Source organism: Serratia sp. YC16, assembly GCF_009707615.1.
Lineage (GTDB): Bacteria > Pseudomonadota > Gammaproteobacteria > Enterobacterales > Enterobacteriaceae > Serratia > Serratia surfactantfaciens.
In genome coordinates, this window is the sequence record NZ_WLYN01000001.1 from 1,154,863 (window position 1) to 1,173,973 (window position 19,111).

General features: G+C 61.4%; 16 protein-coding genes and 1 tRNA gene. 6 read left to right on the forward strand and 11 right to left on the reverse strand.

Annotation, left to right across the window (positions count from 1 at the left end):
* Window positions 1–189 precede the first annotated feature (189 nt).
* The 9 genes from GKN89_RS05435 to citC all read right to left on the reverse strand — a co-directional run bounded on the left by GKN89_RS05435 (window position 190) and on the right by citC (window position 9,113).
* The gene (locus GKN89_RS05435; RefSeq protein WP_019452470.1) at window positions 190–882 is read right to left on the reverse strand and encodes a 4'-phosphopantetheinyl transferase; all 693 of its coding nucleotides are present in this window, start codon (window positions 880–882) and stop codon (window positions 190–192) included.
* 161 nt (window positions 883–1,043) lie between these two features.
* Window positions 1,044–2,273, reverse strand: coding sequence for a bifunctional glucose-1-phosphatase/inositol phosphatase (gene agp, locus GKN89_RS05440; protein ID WP_154746492.1), 1,230 nt, complete (start codon window positions 2,271–2,273; stop codon window positions 1,044–1,046).
* A gap of 146 nt (window positions 2,274–2,419) precedes the next feature.
* The gene (locus GKN89_RS05445) at window positions 2,420–3,883 is read right to left on the reverse strand and encodes an anion permease (RefSeq protein ID WP_004940821.1); all 1,464 of its coding nucleotides are present in this window, start codon (window positions 3,881–3,883) and stop codon (window positions 2,420–2,422) included.
* Window positions 3,884–3,908: 25 nt separating this feature from the next.
* Window positions 3,909–4,793 (reverse strand): triphosphoribosyl-dephospho-CoA synthase CitG, encoded by an 885-nt coding sequence (citG, locus tag GKN89_RS05450; protein ID WP_154746493.1) that lies wholly within the window; start codon window positions 4,791–4,793, stop codon window positions 3,909–3,911.
* Entirely contained in the window at window positions 4,774–5,322 is a 549-nt protein-coding gene (gene citX, locus GKN89_RS05455; protein WP_033654921.1) for a citrate lyase holo-[acyl-carrier protein] synthase, read from the reverse strand. The genes citG and citX overlap by 20 nt, the downstream gene beginning before the upstream one ends.
* Window positions 5,323–5,325: 3 nt before the next feature.
* Window positions 5,326–6,831 (reverse strand): citrate lyase subunit alpha, encoded by a 1,506-nt coding sequence (citF, locus tag GKN89_RS05460; protein ID WP_004940815.1) that lies wholly within the window; start codon window positions 6,829–6,831, stop codon window positions 5,326–5,328.
* Complete coding sequence (citE, locus tag GKN89_RS05465; protein ID WP_154746494.1) at window positions 6,831–7,751, reverse strand: citrate (pro-3S)-lyase subunit beta; 921 nt, start codon at window positions 7,749–7,751, stop codon at window positions 6,831–6,833. The genes citF and citE overlap by 1 nt, the downstream gene beginning before the upstream one ends.
* Window positions 7,735–8,043, reverse strand: a complete 309-nt coding sequence (gene citD / locus GKN89_RS05470; protein WP_019452464.1) for a citrate lyase acyl carrier protein — start codon at window positions 8,041–8,043, stop codon at window positions 7,735–7,737. The genes citE and citD overlap by 17 nt, the downstream gene beginning before the upstream one ends.
* A complete protein-coding gene (gene citC, locus GKN89_RS05475; RefSeq protein ID WP_154746495.1) occupies window positions 8,043–9,113 on the reverse strand; it encodes a [citrate (pro-3S)-lyase] ligase in 1,071 nt (356 codons plus the stop codon). The genes citD and citC overlap by 1 nt, the downstream gene beginning before the upstream one ends.
* A gap of 313 nt (window positions 9,114–9,426) precedes the next feature.
* Here citC and dpiA point away from each other — a divergent pair, with 313 nt between their 5' ends.
* From dpiA to GKN89_RS05490, 3 genes are all read left to right on the forward strand, one after another.
* Entirely contained in the window at window positions 9,427–10,113 is a 687-nt protein-coding gene (gene dpiA / locus GKN89_RS05480) for a two-component response regulator DpiA (RefSeq protein ID WP_004940807.1), read from the forward strand.
* Window positions 10,114–10,215: 102 nt separating this feature from the next.
* Window positions 10,216–13,305, forward strand: coding sequence for a beta-galactosidase (locus GKN89_RS05485; RefSeq protein WP_154746496.1), 3,090 nt, complete (start codon window positions 10,216–10,218; stop codon window positions 13,303–13,305).
* Window positions 13,306–13,419: 114 nt separating this feature from the next.
* Window positions 13,420–13,495: transfer RNA gene (locus tag GKN89_RS05490), tRNA-Asn, on the forward strand.
* Window positions 13,496–13,591: 96 nt separating this feature from the next.
* On the opposite strand, the gene GKN89_RS05495 is transcribed toward GKN89_RS05490, so the two are convergent.
* Window positions 13,592–14,425 carry an oxidoreductase gene (locus tag GKN89_RS05495; protein ID WP_154746668.1) on the reverse strand — a complete coding sequence of 278 codons (834 nt, stop codon included), beginning with the start codon at window positions 14,423–14,425 and terminating at the stop codon, window positions 13,592–13,594.
* 105 nt (window positions 14,426–14,530) lie between these two features.
* Between GKN89_RS05495 and GKN89_RS05500 the strand changes: the two genes are divergently transcribed.
* The 3 genes from GKN89_RS05500 (at window position 14,531) to GKN89_RS05510 (ending at window position 18,392) form a co-directional block, all read left to right on the forward strand.
* On the forward strand, window positions 14,531–15,451 hold the full coding sequence (locus tag GKN89_RS05500) for an AraC family transcriptional regulator (protein WP_154746497.1): 921 nt from the start codon (window positions 14,531–14,533) through the stop codon (window positions 15,449–15,451).
* A 179-nt stretch (window positions 15,452–15,630) separates the two neighbouring features.
* On the forward strand, window positions 15,631–16,119 hold the full coding sequence (locus GKN89_RS05505; protein WP_063919635.1) for an N-acetyltransferase: 489 nt from the start codon (window positions 15,631–15,633) through the stop codon (window positions 16,117–16,119).
* 566 nt (window positions 16,120–16,685) lie between these two features.
* Complete coding sequence (locus tag GKN89_RS05510) at window positions 16,686–18,392, forward strand: hemolysin (protein WP_154746498.1); 1,707 nt, start codon at window positions 16,686–16,688, stop codon at window positions 18,390–18,392.
* Window positions 18,393–18,443: 51 nt separating this feature from the next.
* On the opposite strand, the gene GKN89_RS05515 is transcribed toward GKN89_RS05510, so the two are convergent.
* Window positions 18,444–19,016 (reverse strand): hypothetical protein, encoded by a 573-nt coding sequence (locus GKN89_RS05515; RefSeq protein ID WP_154746499.1) that lies wholly within the window; start codon window positions 19,014–19,016, stop codon window positions 18,444–18,446.
* Window positions 19,017–19,111: the final 95 nt, after the last annotated feature.

The following is a 19,111-nucleotide window of genomic DNA, read 5'->3' on the forward strand; positions in this document are numbered from 1 at the left end:
AGACCACTCCTTTGTTGCGCCTCACCAATGATAATGTTTATGCGAATAATTATCATTAGCCATAAAAAGGATGGTAAATTACACCGGATCCCCACCGTGGGTCAATCACCGGTGAATGAATCTTTCGGCGCGCCGCGGCAAATCCGCGTTACGGCACAGAAATAAATAACACACTGTTATTATTGTGTTTTAGCAAAAAATAAAGGTCGTGACATCGTCACCTTCACGCCAAAAACGCCCGCTGAACCGGCGCCCGGCGGGGCAATGCGGCGTCAATGTCTTAAGCAGCTCTAATACGAACGTCTGCCGCTGCACGTCCACGGCCGTCATGCGCGCATCAAGAAAGTCAAAGTAACAGCGCACCTGCGGATAAAGCGTCTTGAACAGGCTCTCTTTGGCGGAAAACGTCAGCGTCAGCAGCGCGTTGAACGGCAGCGCCTCGCGCAGCAACGCCTCGCGCTCCGTCGGCGAAACGATCGCCCCCCACAGCTCCTCCGCCCGCTCGTCAGACAGCAGCGTCTCCACATCCAGCCCAACGCCGCCCAGCCCGCTCTCGCGGTGCACTGCGCACAGCGCGGTATTCGAATTATGGCTCAGCGCACCGGCGATGCCAGCCGGCCACTGCGGCGCGCGATCTTCGCCGCGCGCCAGAGTGAAATCGACGAAACCGAGCGGCGCCAACAGCTGCCGCGCCAGAACGCGTCCGGCCAGATACTCCGCACGGCGCTTCGGCACCGCGCGCGCCAGATGATCCGGCAGCGTAAAGCCCAATGCAGAAAAACTGTCGTCGTGATACTCCGCCAACGCAAACTGGCAGCGCGCCACCTGGCCCGGATAACCGTCCGGCGTGAAAAAGTCGATATTGCGGATAAAAGTGGGCAACGGCAGTATCCATGATAAGCAGGCAGGCTGATGATGTTAGCCCCCGAAACGGCCTGCAACAATGACTCTGGGCAAAATAAATGGCGTTAAGGCCGGCACGGCGGCGCGTTAGCCGGGATGGGAAGAGGCCTCTCCCCCGCGGTCGGGAGAGAGGCTGGGCATTACAGGATACCCTTCATGGTCTTTTCGAAATCGCTCCAGGCGCAGAAACCGTCATTGTCGATCGGGCAACCTTTCAGCGCCAGCGTTACGCGCTGCGGCGGGGTTTGCAGCGTCAGCGGCGTCGCCTTGCGCAGCTGTTCGGTGGACTGATAGACGTACTCGATCTTCAGCAATTCACGGTCGTTCTGCGCGTCGCGCCAGCGTTGGAACACCAGCTTGCCGCCGATCGGCGTTTTCTCATACTGCTGCGGCAGCTGATACGGCTGGAACTGCATGGCCGACAGCAGCGAAGCGATATTGGAGTCGTGGCCGACCAGCACCGTCAGCTTCGGCGCGTCCGGTTTGCGCTCGCCGAGCAGCGCGTTGTTGATATAGGTCAGCAGCGGTTTGGCGACGTTTTGCGCCACCACCGGCGAGGTGAACAGCGAATCCTGATAGCCGTCTTTCAGCTGCGCCAGCTGTTTCCACTGATGCGGGGTGGCGATTTTGCCCCAGGCCACCTCTTTCATCGGGAAACCTTCGTAGTACTGCAGCATAAAGGCGTCTACCAGCGAGTTGCCCACCCGCAGCGGGCCGGAGACGCCCGGCTCTTTGCCCGGCACCGCGCTCATCACGCTGGCTTCTTTGGTCAGATCGCAGTGTTTGTCGGTCTTGCAGGCGGCGGAATCCTTGTAATCGATGATCTTCGCCAGCTGTTGGTAAGAGGCGTCCAGCTTCAGCGATCCCAGCGCGGCGTTCATCGCCGCCAGCGCCTGCTGGTTGAAGGCTTCGCTAGTGTCGGTGATGATCGGGTTGAAGGTCGGATCCATCTCACCCATCTTGTCCTGATGGTGCACGCTGACGTCGCAGCCCGGGAACGCGCCGTTGCTGAAGAACTGCGCGGTGGCCACCGTGCGCTGCAGGCTGTTGGCGTAGACATACACGCTGCCGGCGGTCGGGCAGCCCTCTTGCGGCAACAGGCCGGTCTGCTTCAGCCAGGCATTGAAGTAGTGCCCCATGTACACTTCCAGCACCCCGCCCTTGGTGGTCAGCTGGCCGCCCGGCGTTTCCCAGGCCGGCCAGGCCTTCGGCGTAGACTGCGCCAGCACGCTGCCGTTATTGGCCAGCGGCGCACGCAGGTTATGGCGGCTCATCACCAGCACCTGTTCCAGTTGATAACCGCCGGCTTCCGCCAGCGCGTTCCCGGTGAATAACAAAGGCAGGCACAGCAATAACGTTTTTTTTCTCATCCGCAGAGGCTCCCGGAAAATGATTATTTTTAAGGTGTTAGCGTTTGCCTGAGTATGATGGCGGGGTTAGTGTGACAAGTGTGTGACAGGGTTCACGGGAAAAGATCGTACCAGCGGCCACCGGGCGGCGGCCGCTGTAGTTCAACTCAGTACCACAGGCTCATGATCGGCCAGCCGATCAGCAGCAGCGCGGCGATGTACACCACGCCGAGAATGCCGCCCAGGCGCCAGTAGTCTTTCGATTTCACGTAGCCGCAGCCGTAGATGATGACCCCCGGCCCGGTGGCGTACGGCGTCAGCACGCCCATGATGCCGATCGACAGCACCAGCAGCATCGACAGCTGCTCCATCGGCACGCCCGGCAGCCCTTTCCCGACCGCCAGGATCACCGGCAGCATGGTGGCGGTGTGCGCCGACAGGCTGGCGAACAGATAGTGGGCAAAGTAGAACACCAGCACCAGCGCCACCACCGTCATGTTCGGCGAGAAGCCGTCCAGATGGGTGCTCATGGTCTGGGCGAACCAGTCGATAAAGCCGGAGCGCGTCAGGCCGTTGGCCATCACCACCAGCGTCGCCAGGTTAACCAGCGTGTTCCAGGCGCTGGAATATTTGGTGATCTCTTTCCACGACACCACGTGCAGCGCCAGCATCAGCGACACCGCCAGCAGACACACCGCGGTGGCGTCCAGCATTTTGCCGCCAAACACCCACAGGCACAGGCTGAGCAGCACCAGGCCGATCAGGGTGTATTCCTTGCGCGTCAGCTTGCCCATTTCCCCCAGCGCGGTATCCGCCCAGGCGGCCACTTCGCTGCTGTGGGTCACGCCCGGTTTGTACAGGTAGTAGGAGATCAGCGGCGCGATGATCAGCAACAGCAGACCGACCGGCAGGAACGCCAGGAACCACTGCATCCAGCTGATGTGCACCCCGGCGATCTTGCCGACGAACTCGATGCCCAGCACGTTCGGCGCAGCGCCGGTGACGAACATCGAGGAGCTGATGCTGGTACCGACCACCATCATCCACATCAGGTAACCACCGATGCGGCGCGAGGAGGGATCGTTAGGGAAAGAGTCGAACAGCGGCGGCAGGTTTTTCACCACCGGGAACACGGTGCCGCCGGTGCGCGCAGTGTTGGACGGCGTGAACGGCGCCAGCAGGATATCGATGATCACCACCGCATAGCCCAGCGTCAGCGTGCGCTTGCCCATGAACTTCACCAGGAACAGTGCGATGCGCCGCCCCAGCCCGGTGGCCTCGTAGCCCAGCGCGAAGATAAAGGCGCCGAACACCAGCCAGACGGTGGTGCTGGAGAAACCCGCCAGCCCCCATTTCAGCGCCTCTTTGCCGGCCTTGAAGCCCGGCTCCGCCAGTTCCTGCGCGCCGAACAGCACCCAGTTGGCGCTGAGCACGCTGACAGTCACGGCGATAAAGCTGATGGCGGTGGCCGGGATCGGCTCCAGAATCATGCCGACGATCATCGCCACGAAGATGGCGAAGTAGTGCCACGCCTGCGGCGGCATGCCGTCGGGCACCGGTATCAATAACAGGATCGCGAGCACCGCCAGCGGCGCTATCGCTTTCCAGATCTTTTCCTGGGTTTGGGACATGGGGACTCTCCTGAAGGCTTGGTTATTATTCTTGGGCACCCAGCTGCGCCAGCAGCCAGGTCACTATCAACAAGTCGGCGCTGCCGCCGGGACTGAGGTTGCGGGCAATGCAGTCGGCATCGAAGCGCCGCAGGCGCGCCAGGCCAGCCTCCCCGGCCGAGCCACCCTGCGCCAGCAGCAACGCCGCCCGGCGCCGTAGCCAGCGCAGTCCGAGCATGCCGCCGCGCGAGGCGACGTTGGTGTCACCGTTGTGGGCCATCAGCCACAGCAGACTGTCCAGCAGCGCCCGCTGTTCGTCGCCGTCAGCGGCCAACCGTTGCCGATACAGCGGCAGCGCGCCGTCCAGCACCAGCCGAAAACCGGCTTCCGCCTCGCCGCGCGCGCCGCTGAGGCCGTAGGCAGCGAACAGCCGCTGACCGGCGGTCTGCCCGGCGTTGTTGCGTCGCAGCTCGCGGTCCACCAGCCCCCGACACATCGCCGCCGTTTCGGCGCACAGCGCCGCTGCGCCGATGGCGCGCCCCTGCTGCTGCAGGCGGCCGAAGGCGGCGCACAGCAACCCGAGCGAGAACACGCTGCCTTTGTGGGTGTTAATGCCGCCGGTGGCGCGAAACATCTGGTTTTCGCAGGCCAGGCCCAGCGGCCGCAGCCGCGCCAGCTGCGGCGCTGCCGGCAGAGCCGCGTCTTCGCACCCGCGTTGGATAAAGCGCGGCAGCCACACGCCGATGGCGCGGGCGCTGCGGTAAAAATGCCCGAGATCCATGTCGCGGTGGGCGCCGGTGTTATGGCGATCCACCAGCCCCGGCTTGGGCGTGAGATTGACTTCCACCAGCAGCGCGCGAAAGGCGGCGCGGGCGAAGTCGCAGGCCGGTTCGGCACGGCGGGCGGGCAGATTAATCGGCAGAGATCGCATCGTTGAACATCCTTTCCATTTCATGCAGCAGTTGCTCGCTGCTGTGCCGCCGCTGGCGGGCGCAGATCTTGGCCGGTTGGCCGCACAGCAAACAGCGCCGTTCCGGCAGGCCGATATCGCGGCGCGACAAAATGCGCCCCTGCGTATCCAGCACGTCGATGTCCCACAGCCGGCCGATCGGGCGGCTCACCTCCAGCTGCATGGCGCAGTCCTTCACCCGCTGGGCATCGGCGCGCAGCGCGACAAACCCTTCGCAGCCGGTGGAGAGCGCCAGCGCTTCGGCCTGCGGGCTGGGCCAGCCCTGTTCGGCGCACAGCCGCAGCAGCGCCGCCCACCCCAGGTTGAAGATGCCGCGCGTCAGCGCGCTGTCCTTCACCGGGCCGGGCACCACCAGCGTCAGCACCAGCAGCGTGCACTCGTGCTGCGCCAGCCACGCTTGCTGGCGCGCCTGGCGGCATTCGCGGCTGGTGAGCAGCTCCGGCAGGCTGACCGCGCGTTCGGCGGCCAGTTGGGGATCGACGGCGGCCATCGGTTACTCCGCCACCTGATGCACCACGTCGATCACCGAGCCGTCGCGGTAACGCACCACCGCCACCACCTTGTCGGTAAAGGCGATCGGCTGCGGTTCGCCGGTCAGCTGCAGCGCGCGGGCGCGCAGCCAGTCGATGCTCACCACCTCGAGCCCAGCCTCCCGCAGGCGCTGCGCCAGCTCCGGCCGCGCCGGGTTGACGGCGATGCCGTGGTCGGTCACCAGAATGTCGATGCTGGAGCCCGGCGTGACGCAGGTGGTCACCTGCTCCACCAGCGTCGGAATGCGCCCGCGCACCAGCGGCGCGACGATGATCGCCAGCCGCGCGGCGGCGGCGGTGTCGCAGTGGCCGCCGGACGCGCCGCGCAGCACGCCATCGGAGCCGGTCAGCACGTTAACGTTGAAACCGGTATCGATCTCGAGCGCGCTCAGCACCACCACGTCGAGCCGATCGACCGACGCCCCCTTGGAGCTGAAGTTGGCGTACTGGTTGGCGCTGATTTCGATATGGCGCGGGTTGCGCGCCAGCGAGGTCGCCGCCGCCCGATCGAAGCTCTGCACGTCCAGCAGCTTGCCGATCAGCCCTTTCTCGTGCAGATCCACCATGGTCGAGGTGATGCCGCCGAGGGCGAACGCGGCGCGAATGCCGCGGGCGCGCATCTTGTCCTCCAGGAACCGGGTCACCGCCAGCGAGGCGCCGCCGGTGCCGGTTTGCAGCGAGAAGCCTTCGGTGAAGTAGCCGGAGCCGGCGATCACCTCGGCGGCGCGGCGGGCGATCAATAGCTCACGCGGGTTCGAGGTCATGCGCGTGGCGTCGGCGCCGATCTTGTCGGCGTCCCCCACCCGCTCCAGCTGCACGATCAGGTCCACCCGATCCTGCGCCAGGCTGGCGGGATGATGCGGATACGGCACCAGTTGCTCGGTCAACAGCACCACGGTGCCCGCCGCCTCGGCGTCCACCCGCGCATAGCCGAGCGAGCCGCAGCAGGCTTCACCGCTGTAGCCGTTGGCGTTGCCGAACTCATCGCAGGCCGGCACGCCGAGGAAGGCCACGTCTATCTTCAGCTCGCCGGATTCGATCAGGTTGACCCGGCCGCCGTGCGAATGAATTTGCACCGGCTCCGCCAGCAGCCCGCGTGAAACGGCGTCCGCCAGCGGGCCGCGCAACCCGGAAGTGTAAATGCGGCTCACCACGCCGTGGCGAATGTGTTCAACCAACGGCGCGTGGCAATCGGTCAGCGAACTGGAGGCCAGCGTCAGGTTGCGGAACCCCATCGCCGCCAGCGTCTCCATCACCTGGTTGAGGGTCAAATCGCCGCCGCGAAACGCATGGTGGAAAGAGATGGTCATGCCGTCCTGCAATCCGCTGCGGCGCACCGCCTCTTGCAAGGAATCGCACAGCTTGAGATCGCGCGGTTTGCGCGCCTGCAGATTGGCCTTGGAGACGTCCTGATAGCCCGGCAGATCCGCCGGGTTGGCGAAGGTCATCAATCGTTGTTGGCGGTTCATCATGCTTCCTCCCCGTGCTGCGCCGGTTCTTCCCGTAAGCCGGACAGCGCGGCGCGCTCCAGCACCAGCCGGGCGCGTTCAATCACCGGGCTGTCGACCATTTTTCCGTTGAGCGACACCACGCCGCGTCCTTCCCGCTCCGCCGCTTCGGCGGCGTCCACCACCCGCTGCGCGTGCGCCACCTCTTTGGCGGTCGGCGCGTACAAGTTGTGCAGCAGCTCAATCTGGCGCGGGTTGATCAGCGATTTGCCGTCGAAGCCGAGCTGTTTGATCAGCGCCGCCTCATGCAGGAAACCGGCCTCGTTGTTGGCGTCGGAGTAGACGGTGTCGAACGCCTGAATGCCGGCGGCGCGCGCCGCCTGCAGCAGCGAGCAACGGGCGAACAGCAGCTCGATGCCTTCCGGCGAGCGTTCGGTGCGCAGGTTGCGTACATAGTCTTCCGCCCCCAGCGCGATGCCGATAAGACGCGGCGAAGCGTGCGCGATCGCCACCGCGTTGGTGATGCCCTGCGCCGATTCGATCGCCGCCAACAGCCCGGTGCTGCCGACCGGCCGGCCGCAGGCCGCTTCGATGGCGGCAATCTCGCGCTCCATGTCGATAACGTCCTGCGCGCTGTCGGTCTTAGGCAGGCGCACGATGTCTGCGCCGCCGCGCACCACCGCCTGCAGGTCCGCCAGGCCGTAGGCGGAGTCGAGCGCATTGACGCGCACGATGGTTTCCACCTCCTGGTACAGCGGGTGCTGCAGCGCGTGGTACACCAGCCGGCGCGCCGCGTCTTTTTCACGCAGGATTACCGAGTCTTCCAGATCGAACATCAGCGCGTCGGCCTGGTAGATAAAGGCGTTGCTGACCATCGCCGCGTTGGCGCCGGGAACGAACAGCATGCTGCGGCGCAGCCGGGTTTTATTCAGCGTTTTCATCTTTCGCCTCCCACGGCAGTTGGCCGCCCTCGCAGGCGCGCATCAGCGCGGTTTCCAGCCGGGCGCGCAGCACGCAGTCCAGCGCGCCTTTGTCGTCAACGATCACCTGCACCGGCTCCACCTCATAACGCTGCAGCACTTCCAGCAAGGTGTGGCGGATAGCCGCGCCGAACTGTTTTTCCACGCTGCTGGCGATCAGCAGATCGTGCTGCGGTCCCTCGGCGGGCGCGATGCGCACCATGACATCGCTGGATTCCAGCGTGCCGGCCATTGCTTCTCGGATAATTTTCATCATTCACCTGATTGTGCGGACTCAAAAGGATGCGGGGCCGCCTTGGCCCGGCGCTGCGTTTGCAGATCCTGCAGGTAGTACAGGGTGTCCGGCGGCACCAGCGGCGCGGCGGCGTGGAAGTCCCCCGCCGCCAGCAGCTTGCGCACCCAGGAGGCGGAGATCGCCGTGCCCTGATATTGCAAACGCTCGATTTCCACCAGCGCGATCGGCGGGCTGGGCAGCGCCGGCGTTTCCAGCCAGTAGCGCATGTCGCGGTTGTATTTCGCGGTCACCGCGCAGAACGGCTCGTTGCCGACGAAGCGGTGCGTAATGCCCAGCGCGGGCGCCAGATACTGGCGGAAGATCTTCAGATCGATTTCGGTGTAACAGTCGTCGGCCACGCCCTGGTCCTTGATGAAGTAACAGGGGAAGGTGGCGCGCGAGATCACGTACTGCGAGCCTTCGTGTACCGTGAGGTTGGGGATATCGGCGGTGCCGGCCAACACCAGTCGGCGGCGGTCTTCATAGCTGAAGCGCGAGGTGTTTTCCTTCACCAGAAACAGGTGCAGCCAGTCGCAGCGCTTGGCCGCCTGACGCACCAGATACTGATGCCCGCGGGTGAAGGGGTTGGCGTTCATCACGATGCTGCCGATGGTGTCGCCCGGCCGGCGCTGGCTCGCCAGTTGGGCGGCATAGCGCTTCAGGCGGCACGGGCTGTTTTCCATCAGCACCACGATGCCTGGCACCGTGGCGATCGGGTAGAAACCGCACTGGCGGAACAGCGGCTCGTTCTGCACCTTGGTGTAGATAAACAGCTGGGTATGGTGCCGCTCGTAGGCCAGGTTCACCAGCTCGGTCGCCAGCGCCAGCGCCAACCCTTCGCCGCGCATCAGCGGACTGATGGCGACGCATTTGATAATATTGTCGGCGATGCCGCCGCAGGCGACCAATTTTTCGTGCTGGGTAACGGTAATAAATATTTCAACCGTAGTGTCGATATTCAGATCGTTACTGCGCAAGAAGGCGCTTATTTCCGAAATCGCTTTATGATCCGATCGCTTTACCCGATTAAATACGGCATCGCCTAACATAACACGCTCTCTGGGTTAACTGACAAACAACAAGTTAAATACAAAAAGGCTTTTTAATTAACATTAACAAGGTTAATTAAAACCTTAAAAACCATGAAGATAAACACGACATCGCACTCGATAAACCAATGGTAAACAGAAAAAAAACGCGGATTATTGACCTATTTCACAAACCGTCCCCGGTTAATAAGTTATTTAATGTTCTTTATTTGCTTAATTAATCTTATGGTGTTTATTATTGAGATAATCTTTATTTGACGCCGCAATTTACTTACATTCATTTAGCATCTTGATTGCAATAGTAGGTTTCATTATGGAATGGCTGAACATCCTGATCGTTGAAGACGAAACGCCGCTGGCGGAGATGCATGCGGAGTTTATCCGCCAGAACGGCGGCTGCCGCCAGATTTGGCTGGCCGGTACGCTGGCGCAGGCCCGCGCCATGACCGAACGCTTCAAGCCGGACCTGATCCTGCTGGACAACTTTCTGCCCGACGGCCAGGGCATCACCCTGCTGCGCGAACTTACGCTGAGCGGCTATCGCGGCGGCATCGTGTTCATCACCGCCGCCAGCGACATGGCCACCGTAGCCGAGGCTTTGCGTTACGGCGTGTTCGACTACCTGATCAAACCGCTGGCCTATGACCGGCTGAGCCAGACCCTTCAGCGCTTCAGCCAACGCCGCGAAGCGCTGAAGGACAAGGCGCGCCTCAACCAACGCCGCATTGACGAGATGTTCAACACCTATGCCCGCGGCGAACAGCAGGCGGCGCTGCCCGCCGGCATCGACGAACTGACGCTGGGCAAGATCCGCGCGCTGTTCGCCGAACCCGCCGCGCGCCACACCGCTGAAAGCGTTGCGCAAAAAATGGGGCTCAGCCGCACCACCGCGCGCCGTTACCTGGAATTTTGCACCGCCGCGCAGCAGCTGCGCGCCGAGATCATTTACGGCAAGGTGGGCCGCCCACAGCGGATCTATCGCGCCGGCGAGCCGCATTAACGGTTATTTGATCGCCCTTGCAAGGTTGCGTGTAACCGCTTTACTTTTTATGCGCCGGTCAGCATCTTGGTGAGCATCACCTAGCCAACTGGACGATCGCCGATGCCTGCTGCGCCCCTTGCTTCCCTGACCGAGATCCTCGCCCGCCGTGACTGGCAAAACCCGGCCTGCACCCACTACCGCCGGCTGGACGCCCACCCGCCGTTCGCCAGCTGGCGCACGGTGGAGGACGCGCGCGACGATGCCCCCAGCGCCAGCCGCAAGTCGCTGAACGGCGAATGGCGCTTCAGCTATTTCCCGCGCCCGCAGGCGGCGCCGGAAGGCTGGCTGCAGCAGGATCTGCCGGACGCCGCCCCGCTGGCGGTGCCGGGCAACTGGCAGCTCGCCGGCTACGACGCGCCGATCTACACCAACGTGCGCTATCCATTCCCGGTCGATCCGCCACGCGTGCCGGAAGACAACCCCACCGGCTGCTACTCACGCACCTTCAGCGTCGATCCGGCCTGGCTGGTCGCCGGCCAGACGCGCATCATCTTCGACGGCGTCAACTCGGCGTTCTATTTATGGTGCAACGGCCACTGGGTCGGCTATTCGCAGGACAGCCGCCTGCCGGCGGAGTTCGATCTCAGCCCGTGGCTGCAGCCGGGTGAAAACCGGCTGGCGGTGATGGTGCTGCGCTGGTGCGACGGCAGCTACCTGGAAGATCAGGATATGTGGCGCATGAGCGGCATCTTCCGCGACGTCAGCCTGCTGCACAAACCCGCCGCGTACCTGAGCGATATCCACCTCACCACCCCGCTGCATGACAGCTTTACCCGCGGCGAACTGGTGGTAACGGCGCGTGCCAACCGGCCCGGCCCACTGCAGGTGCAGGTGCAGCTGTGGCGCGACGGCGCCCAGGTGGCCGAACGCACCCAGCCACTCGGCGGCGAGATCGTGGACGAACGCGGCGCCTATGACGACCGCGTCACGCTGCGCCTGCCGGTGGAGCACCCCGCGCTGTGGAGCGCCGAAACGCCCGCGCTGTATCGCGCCACCGTCGCCCTGCTCTCCCCCGAGGGGGAGATTATCGAAGTGGAAGCCTATGACATCGGCTTCCGCCAGGTGGAGATCAGCGGCGGGCTGTTGAAGCTTAACGGGCAGCCGCTGCTGATCCGCGGCGTTAACCGCCACGAGCATCATCCGCGCCACGGCCAGGTGATGGACGAAGCGACGATGCGCCACGACATCCTGCTGATGAAGCAGCACAACTTCAACGCGGTGCGCTGCTCGCATTATCCCAACCACCCGCTGTGGTATCGGCTTTGCGACCGCTACGGGCTGTACGTGGTGGACGAAGCCAATATCGAGACCCACGGCATGCAGCCGATGAACCGGCTGGCTGACGATCCGCTGTGGCTGCCGGCGATGAGCGAGCGCGTCACCCGCATGGTGCAGCGCGATCGCAACCACCCTTGCATCATTATCTGGTCGCTGGGCAACGAGTCCGGCCACGGCGTGAACCACGACGCGCTGTACCGCTGGGTGAAAAGCCAGGATCCGACCCGCCCGGTGCAATATGAAGGCGGCGGCGCCGACACCGCCGCCACCGACATCATCTGCCCGATGTATGCGCGGGTGGATCAGGATCAGCCGTTCCCGGCGGTGCCCAAATGGGCAATCGGCAAGTGGATCGGTCTGCCGGAGGAACAGCGGCCGCTGATCCTGTGCGAATACGCCCATGCGATGGGCAACAGCTTCGGCGGCTTTGAGCGCTACTGGCGCGCGTTCCACCACTATCCGCGCCTGCAGGGCGGCTTTGTCTGGGACTGGGTCGATCAGGCGCTGATCAGGCGCGACGCCCAAGGCGAAGAGTACTGGGCCTACGGCGGCGACTTCGGCGATACCCCCAACGATCGCCAGTTCTGCCTGAACGGGCTGGTGTTCGCGGATCGCACCCCGCACCCGGCGCTGTTCGAAGCGCAGCGGGCGCAGCAGCTGTTCCGCTTCGCCTTCAACGCCGCCTCGCTGACGCTGACCGTTACCAGCGATTACCTGTTCCGCCACACCGACAACGAACAGCTCAACTGGCGGCTGGAGCTGGACGGCGTGGAGCGCGCCAGCGGCAGCTTCGATCTGGCGCTGGCGCCGCAGGGCAGCGCTAGCTTCACCCTGCTCGATCGCCTGCCGATGTTGCATCAGCCCGGCGAACTGTGGCTGAACGTGGAGGTGGTGCAGCCGCAGGCCACCGACTGGTCTGAAGCTCACCACCGCTGTGCCTGGGATCAGTGGCGGGTACCGCGTGCGCTGCATCCCGCGCCGCCGCCCGCACAGGGCATGCCGCCAACGCTGATTGAAGACGATCAGGGGCTGACCCTCACCCACGGCGACCAGCGCTGGCGCTTCGATCGCAGCAGCGGCCACCTGACGCAGTGGTGGCAAAACGAACAGCCGCAGTTGCTGACGCCGCTGCGCGACGGCTTTGCGCGCGCGCCGATCGATAACGACATCGGCGTCAGCGAGGCGGACCATATCGATCCCAACGCCTGGGTCGAACGCTGGAAGCTGGCGGGCCTGTACCGGCTGGAGGAGCGCTGCTCGCGGCTGCAGGCCGATGCGCTGCAAAACGGCGTGCAGGTGGTGAGCGAACACCAGTTCGGCGTGGACGGGCAGATTCTGCTGATCAGCCGCAAACAATGGCTGTTCGATGCGCTGGGCGCAGTGAGCGTGAACGTGGAGGTCGAGGTGGCCGATACTCTGCCGCCCCCGGCGCGCATCGGCCTGCACTGCCAACTGGCGACGGTGCAGCCGCACGCCGAGTGGCTGGGCCTGGGCCCGCACGAGAACTACCCGGATCGCCGCCTGGCCGCGCAGCATGGGCGCTGGCGCCTGCCGCTGGCGGATCTGCACACGCCGTATATTTTCCCCGGCGAGAACGGCCTGCGCTGCGACACCCGCAGCCTGCGCTACGGCGGCTGGCGCATCGACGGCCGCTTCCATTTCTCGCTCAGCCGCTACGGCCTGCAACAGCTGATGGCCTGCAGCCACCAGCATCTGCTGCAGCCGGAAGCAGGCACCTGGCTGCATCTGGACGGCTTCCACATGGGGGTGGGCGGCGACGACTCCTGGAGCCCGAGCGTGCACCGGGATTACCTGCTCACCGCCGGCATTTACCGCTATCAGCTGCGCCTGCAGCGGGCGATCGAGGGCTAAATCTGCCAAAAAACTCAACGGGTTGCGCATTCTGTAAGCAAACAGTCACAGAATGTGTAATCCGCCTTTGACATGCCTGCGGCGCCTCGCTATTATTCGCCCCGTTCACACGATTCCTCTGTAGTTCAGTCGGTAGAACGGCGGACTGTTAATCCGTATGTCACTGGTTCGAGTCCAGTCAGAGGAGCCATATTTAGAGAAGCCCGCTCAGGGAAACCTGAGCGGGCTTTTTGCTGTTGGGCGGTTATACTCAATTATCCACTGCACTCTCTCTACCCGAAACCGGTCAGCCATCCGTTGAACGGGTGAGTTTCTCCCATTGTTCAATTTCCTGACCTAACGCCTCGAGCTTTTGCCGCACCAAACTTAATGCGTCACTGCCTAACAACAGATGCGTAGGTGGGGTCTGGCTCTCGATCAATGCCAGCATGGCGTGAGCCGCCTTAACCGGATCGCCGAGTTGCTTGCCGCTTTTTTCCTGACGCGCCTGACGAACAGGTTCAAATAACGCGTCATAGTCAGGGAGACGACGAGGGCTGCGTACCATTGAACGCCCGGCCCAGTCCGTTCGAAACGAGCCGGGCGCCACTGCGGTTACGTGTAGGTTGAACGGGGCAAGCTCTTTACTTAAGGTTTCTGATATCCCTTCCAGTGCAAATTTGCTGCCGCAGTAATAGCTGATACCGGGCAAGGTAATGAAACTGCCCATTGAGGTGATATTGATAATGTGACCGCGACGGCGCTGGCGCATACCCGGTAGCACGGCTTTGATCATCGCCACTGCGCCAAACACATTGACGTCAAACTGGCGGCGCAGCTCTACAAGCGGGGATTCTTCCAGAATGCCTTCGTGGCCGTAACCGGCATTGTTCACCAGCACATCTATCGGACCAATGGCAGACTCTATCTCTCCAACCACCTCATCAATACGTTCAACGTCCGTGACATCAAGCAGATAGCCAAAAGCCCGCTGCGTATCGAGCGCACCGAAAGCCTGCAGCGCTTCGCTGTTGCGCACCGTCCCTATAACCCGATGCCCCACGGCGAGGGCTTCTCGCGCCAGCGCCTGACCAAAGCCACTGCTGACGCCGGTAATTAAAATCGTTTTTGCAGATGCCATAAAAAGAACTCCCATGAACCATGAAGGTTGCATGGTATTCTCTGCTCTGCCGCATTTTTAGGCCGTATTTTCTCTTTTTCTTGCCTGATTTTATGAGGTGGTGGAATGTCCGACATGATTTCCCTGATGAATAGACTTGCGGTGCAAGAGGGATACAACCTCACTGCCCTACCTGATGTGCGAATTTTGCGTTCCGATCGCCCTCTTGCCAGGACGCCGGTGCTTTACGATCCGGGGATCGTGATCGTCTGCCAGGGCAGCAAACGCGGCTATTTCGGTCAACAGACCTATTTATATGATGAGCAGCACTACCTGGCGGTTTCGGTGCCGGTACCGTTTGTGATGGAAACCGACGCGTCGGCAGCACATCCGCTGCTGGCGATTTATATGCATCTGGATTTTCAGCTTGCCGCGGAACTGATGTTGCAGATTGAACAGCATGGCGCCCCGCATCCTCCCGTCGCGCCGCAAAGCATGATGTCGAGCCCCATGGACGGCGCGGTAAAAATGGCCGTACTTCGCTTACTTGAAGTCCTGGCTAACCCGCTTGAGGCAGCGATCCTCGGCCCGGCGCGGGTGCGTGAGCTTTATTTCCGCGTACTGACAGGCGCACAGGGCAACGCAATGCGTGCCGCATTGGCCTTGCAGGGCCAGTTTGGCAAAATCGGTAAAGCGTTGCAGCACATCCATGCCGCTTACGCGGAGCCGTTAACGCTGACGCAGCTGGCGATGATGGCCGGCATGAGCGTGCCGACCTTTCATAGCCATTTCAAAGCGATAACGCAGATGCCGCCAATGCAGTATGTGAAATCGGTACGCCTGCACCAGGCACGGATGCTGATGGTACGCCAACAAATCACCGCCGCCGCCGCGAGTTACGCCGTTGGCTATGAAAGCCCATCGCAATTTAACCGCGAATTCAAGCGTCTGTTTGGCCTGCCACCGGCAGAGGAGATAAAACGCATGCAGCGTCACTTCTCCATTCCGCCCGCGCAGCCTGCGTCGGTATTTGTTTCATCGCACTGAGGCTTATTTGGTCAGGCGAACGATAGTCCGCTATGAGCGAAATGCTGACTTCGGCGTCAGCAAAATTACGTTCAGTTGACAAAGCTATATGATATAATTTTATCATGCTGAATCGGCGGATAATTCGGTAGAGTAGTACTAAGTATGCGTTACGTTGCTATTAAGAATGAGACAGTAAATTGAAAACAAAACAGTCAAAAATCCCCAAATCAATTTATAGGCCCATGCATGACAACGAGTTTGACCTCTGGGGGGGCCTCTCTTTAAATGACTATGTTGAAGACCTGATGGCAAATCATCGGTACAGTCGTAAAAAAGCCCAGATAGAGGCGTCGAAATCATTTAAAACAGCCTTGCCAGCGGGAATCAATACTCAAAATAACCATTTTAGAACTTATGAACATGACAGTCAGGCTGCGGGATATCTGTGGTTTAGCCTGGAAGATAACTCAGCCTTTTTGTCAGATATAATGCTTCTCCCAGAATTTCAGGGTAAGGGAATGGGTCGGGATTTTATCCGTGCATTCCTGAATGAGCTGACTCAACAGGGCGCATATGAGGTGGAACTCAGAGTGTCACCGGATAATCAAAGGGCTTTAAAATTATATAAAGAGTTTGGTTTTCGGATAACTGGTTTTGATATGAGTCTTTTGCTAGGATCCGACTGATCAGCAATCCGTTAATCATAATTTTCGGAGACAATCTCGGGTAATATCAACTATCGATAGGCAATCTACCACTATATATCTTCACATCATCAATGTCCGCTTCTGGCACACAGCCGACCGTCAGATTACCCACTCCAGCATTTCCCCACCCCATTCCACGCCCCAGCAGCGCCAGAGCCCTCCTGCGTTGCCGTCGGTGTAAATCCGCAAAGCGGTAACCACAATTACCGCCATAACGCCAACGTTTGGCCACCCCCCCACCAGCGAAACCCACTCTTTTATCTAAGAAGATTCCTAACTCAGCTGACGGATATTCCTTCCTGATGCCAATACGCGGGTTAACCCGCCGATTTACAGCAATAATTCTGTAAAAACAATCGATAAGCGAATTTCTCGCGCTCGGCAAGTTGCGTCTATCCTTTCGCTATGGGTGCCTGCTGCCCATCGTTCGCTGCGGCTCGCGGCATGCGCGTTTCTGGCTGTACGGGTTTCGGTTTATTCCATCGCGCACCTCCATTCATCATGTTGAATTTCTAAGCAATCTCTCAGCAACAAGGAGTGTTTATATGGCTTACGTCATTACCGACCGAGAAAAACTGCAAGCGATTTGGGAGGCTGCCAAAGCCGGCGACTGGCCGGCCGTGTATGCCGCATCCGTCGATGCGCTCACCGATCCCAACCATGCCAACCAGCCTATTCAGGGCGTGGATATCGCGGTCTATACCTGGATTAAAGGCGCCTATGGCGTGAACTCGAATCAGGGGGCGTTTGCCCATTACATTCGCGACCAAACCAAGCTGCAGTATGAGCTGCGCACCGGGCATGTCCCCGATGACTGGGAGACGCGCATTCAGAACGCCTCCGACAACATCGCCAAAAACTTCGCCAAAACGCTGTTTGGCGTCGATCTGAGCAGCGATCCTAACGCGCCGCTGCCGGATGCCCCGCCCACCAGCGCCAAAGTGCCGGATATTCACGAGGTTGGTCTGATCGACGCCGGTGCGGCGGCATCCGAAGTGTTCACCGACGCCTCCTCGACCGGTGCCCCCAACTATTCCCCCTGGGCCGGCACCACGCTGTTCTCCTATTTAGGCGACACTTCGTTCTTTACCGAATGGGTGGCGACCAACGACACCTCGGCCTTTAAGGTGGAAGGCGGCACCTACGATCTGATTGCGGCGGCGCAGGTCTCCATGCAGATGAAAAACCTCAGTTACGTGGTTGAAACGCTGCTGGCGGGCGAAGTGCCCACCTATTTGACCACCCTGGGCATTGGCCACGAAACCATCCGCCTGGCCGCCGAGGCGGCGCGTGATTTCTACACCGAATCCTACGGCAGCAGCGTGACCGGCGGTGGCAGCATTATTCCCGGCAAGCTGGATATCGGCTCGGCGATTTTCAACGACATTGCCGACGTGCTGTCCACGCCGAATCTGTACCGCGTCGGTACGCTGCATGACGATGATTTCACGTTGGCGTTCGGCAATATCGCCGTTAACACCGGCAGCGGCGACGACACCATCAGCGTGCCGCGCGGCTGGCAAAACAACGCCGGCAACTACGGCTGGACGGTCATCGACGGCGGCAGCGGCCATGATACGGTCGATTATTCCAGCCTGTCGCACGGGGTAAACCTGAAGTTTGACGCTCAGGGCAGCTACGGCGGGCGCGGGGTGATCGAGAAAAACGGCATCGGGCTGTATGGCTTCAAGGACGGGCTGTACAACATCGAGGCGGTGAAGCTGACGGACTTTAAGGATAACGTCACCTTTAACGATCGGGTGCTGACGCCGGCCAACGGCCTGGAGGTTAACCTGGGCAAAGGCTCCAGCGAAATTCGCTTCGAGCACGGCTATACCACTGCGCCGGGTGGGAGTGCGCCGCAGGATTATCTCGGCGTAAACCTGAGCATGCTGTCCAACGATGTGCCTTTTCCCAACAGCCTGCTGAATATTCCGGTGAAGCAGACTCACAATATCTATATCGACGACAGCTTTGAGCTGGGCTTTTTACAGGCCTCTTCCCTGTCTATCGATAACCACCTGCTGGCCTTCGGCGCCGAAGGATCAAACAGCAGCTTCTCGCTGAACTACAACGCGCAAACGCATACGCAGGATCTGTCGATATTCATGCAGGGCACAAGCGCGCTCAATCAGCACGTCGTCAATATCTACAATTGGGACCAAGGCGACTTCGGCATCACGCTGGAGCAGCCGGCCATACAGCTTGTCGGTTTGCAAAACGTTACGCCGCAAGAGCTGGCGGCCGCCTAAATAAAGCCCGCCCGTTTCCCCGGGCGGGCTATTTACCTTCAGCGCGGCGACTCACTCCCTGTCTCGCTCCTCAATCCGCGCCATCAGCGCCCCCAGCAACGCCAAATCGACCAGCAACGCCAGCGCGAAACAGGCTCCCTTTATCTCCGGCGCGGCATAGGTCTGCACCAGCAAAACGGCAACCACCACCGCCGCGGTGGTCATCACCGTCGTCAGCCTGCACGCCACGGCGAACGCCGCTTTCTCCCCCACCGCCGTGCGGTAGGCTACGCCCTGGCCCAGGCCGCCGAGGGCGATGCCCGGCAGCAGGGCCAGCCAGTCATGGCCACCGAACAGCATCAGCAGCGTGAATAACCACCCCGCCGCCGCCAGCAAAAAGCCGTAGCGGAGAACGATCAACGCCGGGCCATTGCGCAGCGTCCGCCAGCGGGCCAGCGCGCCGCCGCCAAGAAACGCCAGCGCCAAGGCCGTTAGCAGCGTCAGGGTGGCGCCGATGCCCAACAGGCTTTCCGTCTCCAGCAGCAAGGCGCCCGCTGCCACCGGCACGCTGAGCGCCAGGGCGCTCGCCGCCGTTCCCGTATGTTCCATAGCGCCCAGGGCGCCGTTGTTGATATAGAGGCTCATCGCTCACTCCCGACAAGATGAAAATGATGAAATAAATTCATTTCCCTGTTCACATGTCGGTAGCCTATCTCTTGTATACTCGGTCAGACAAACTC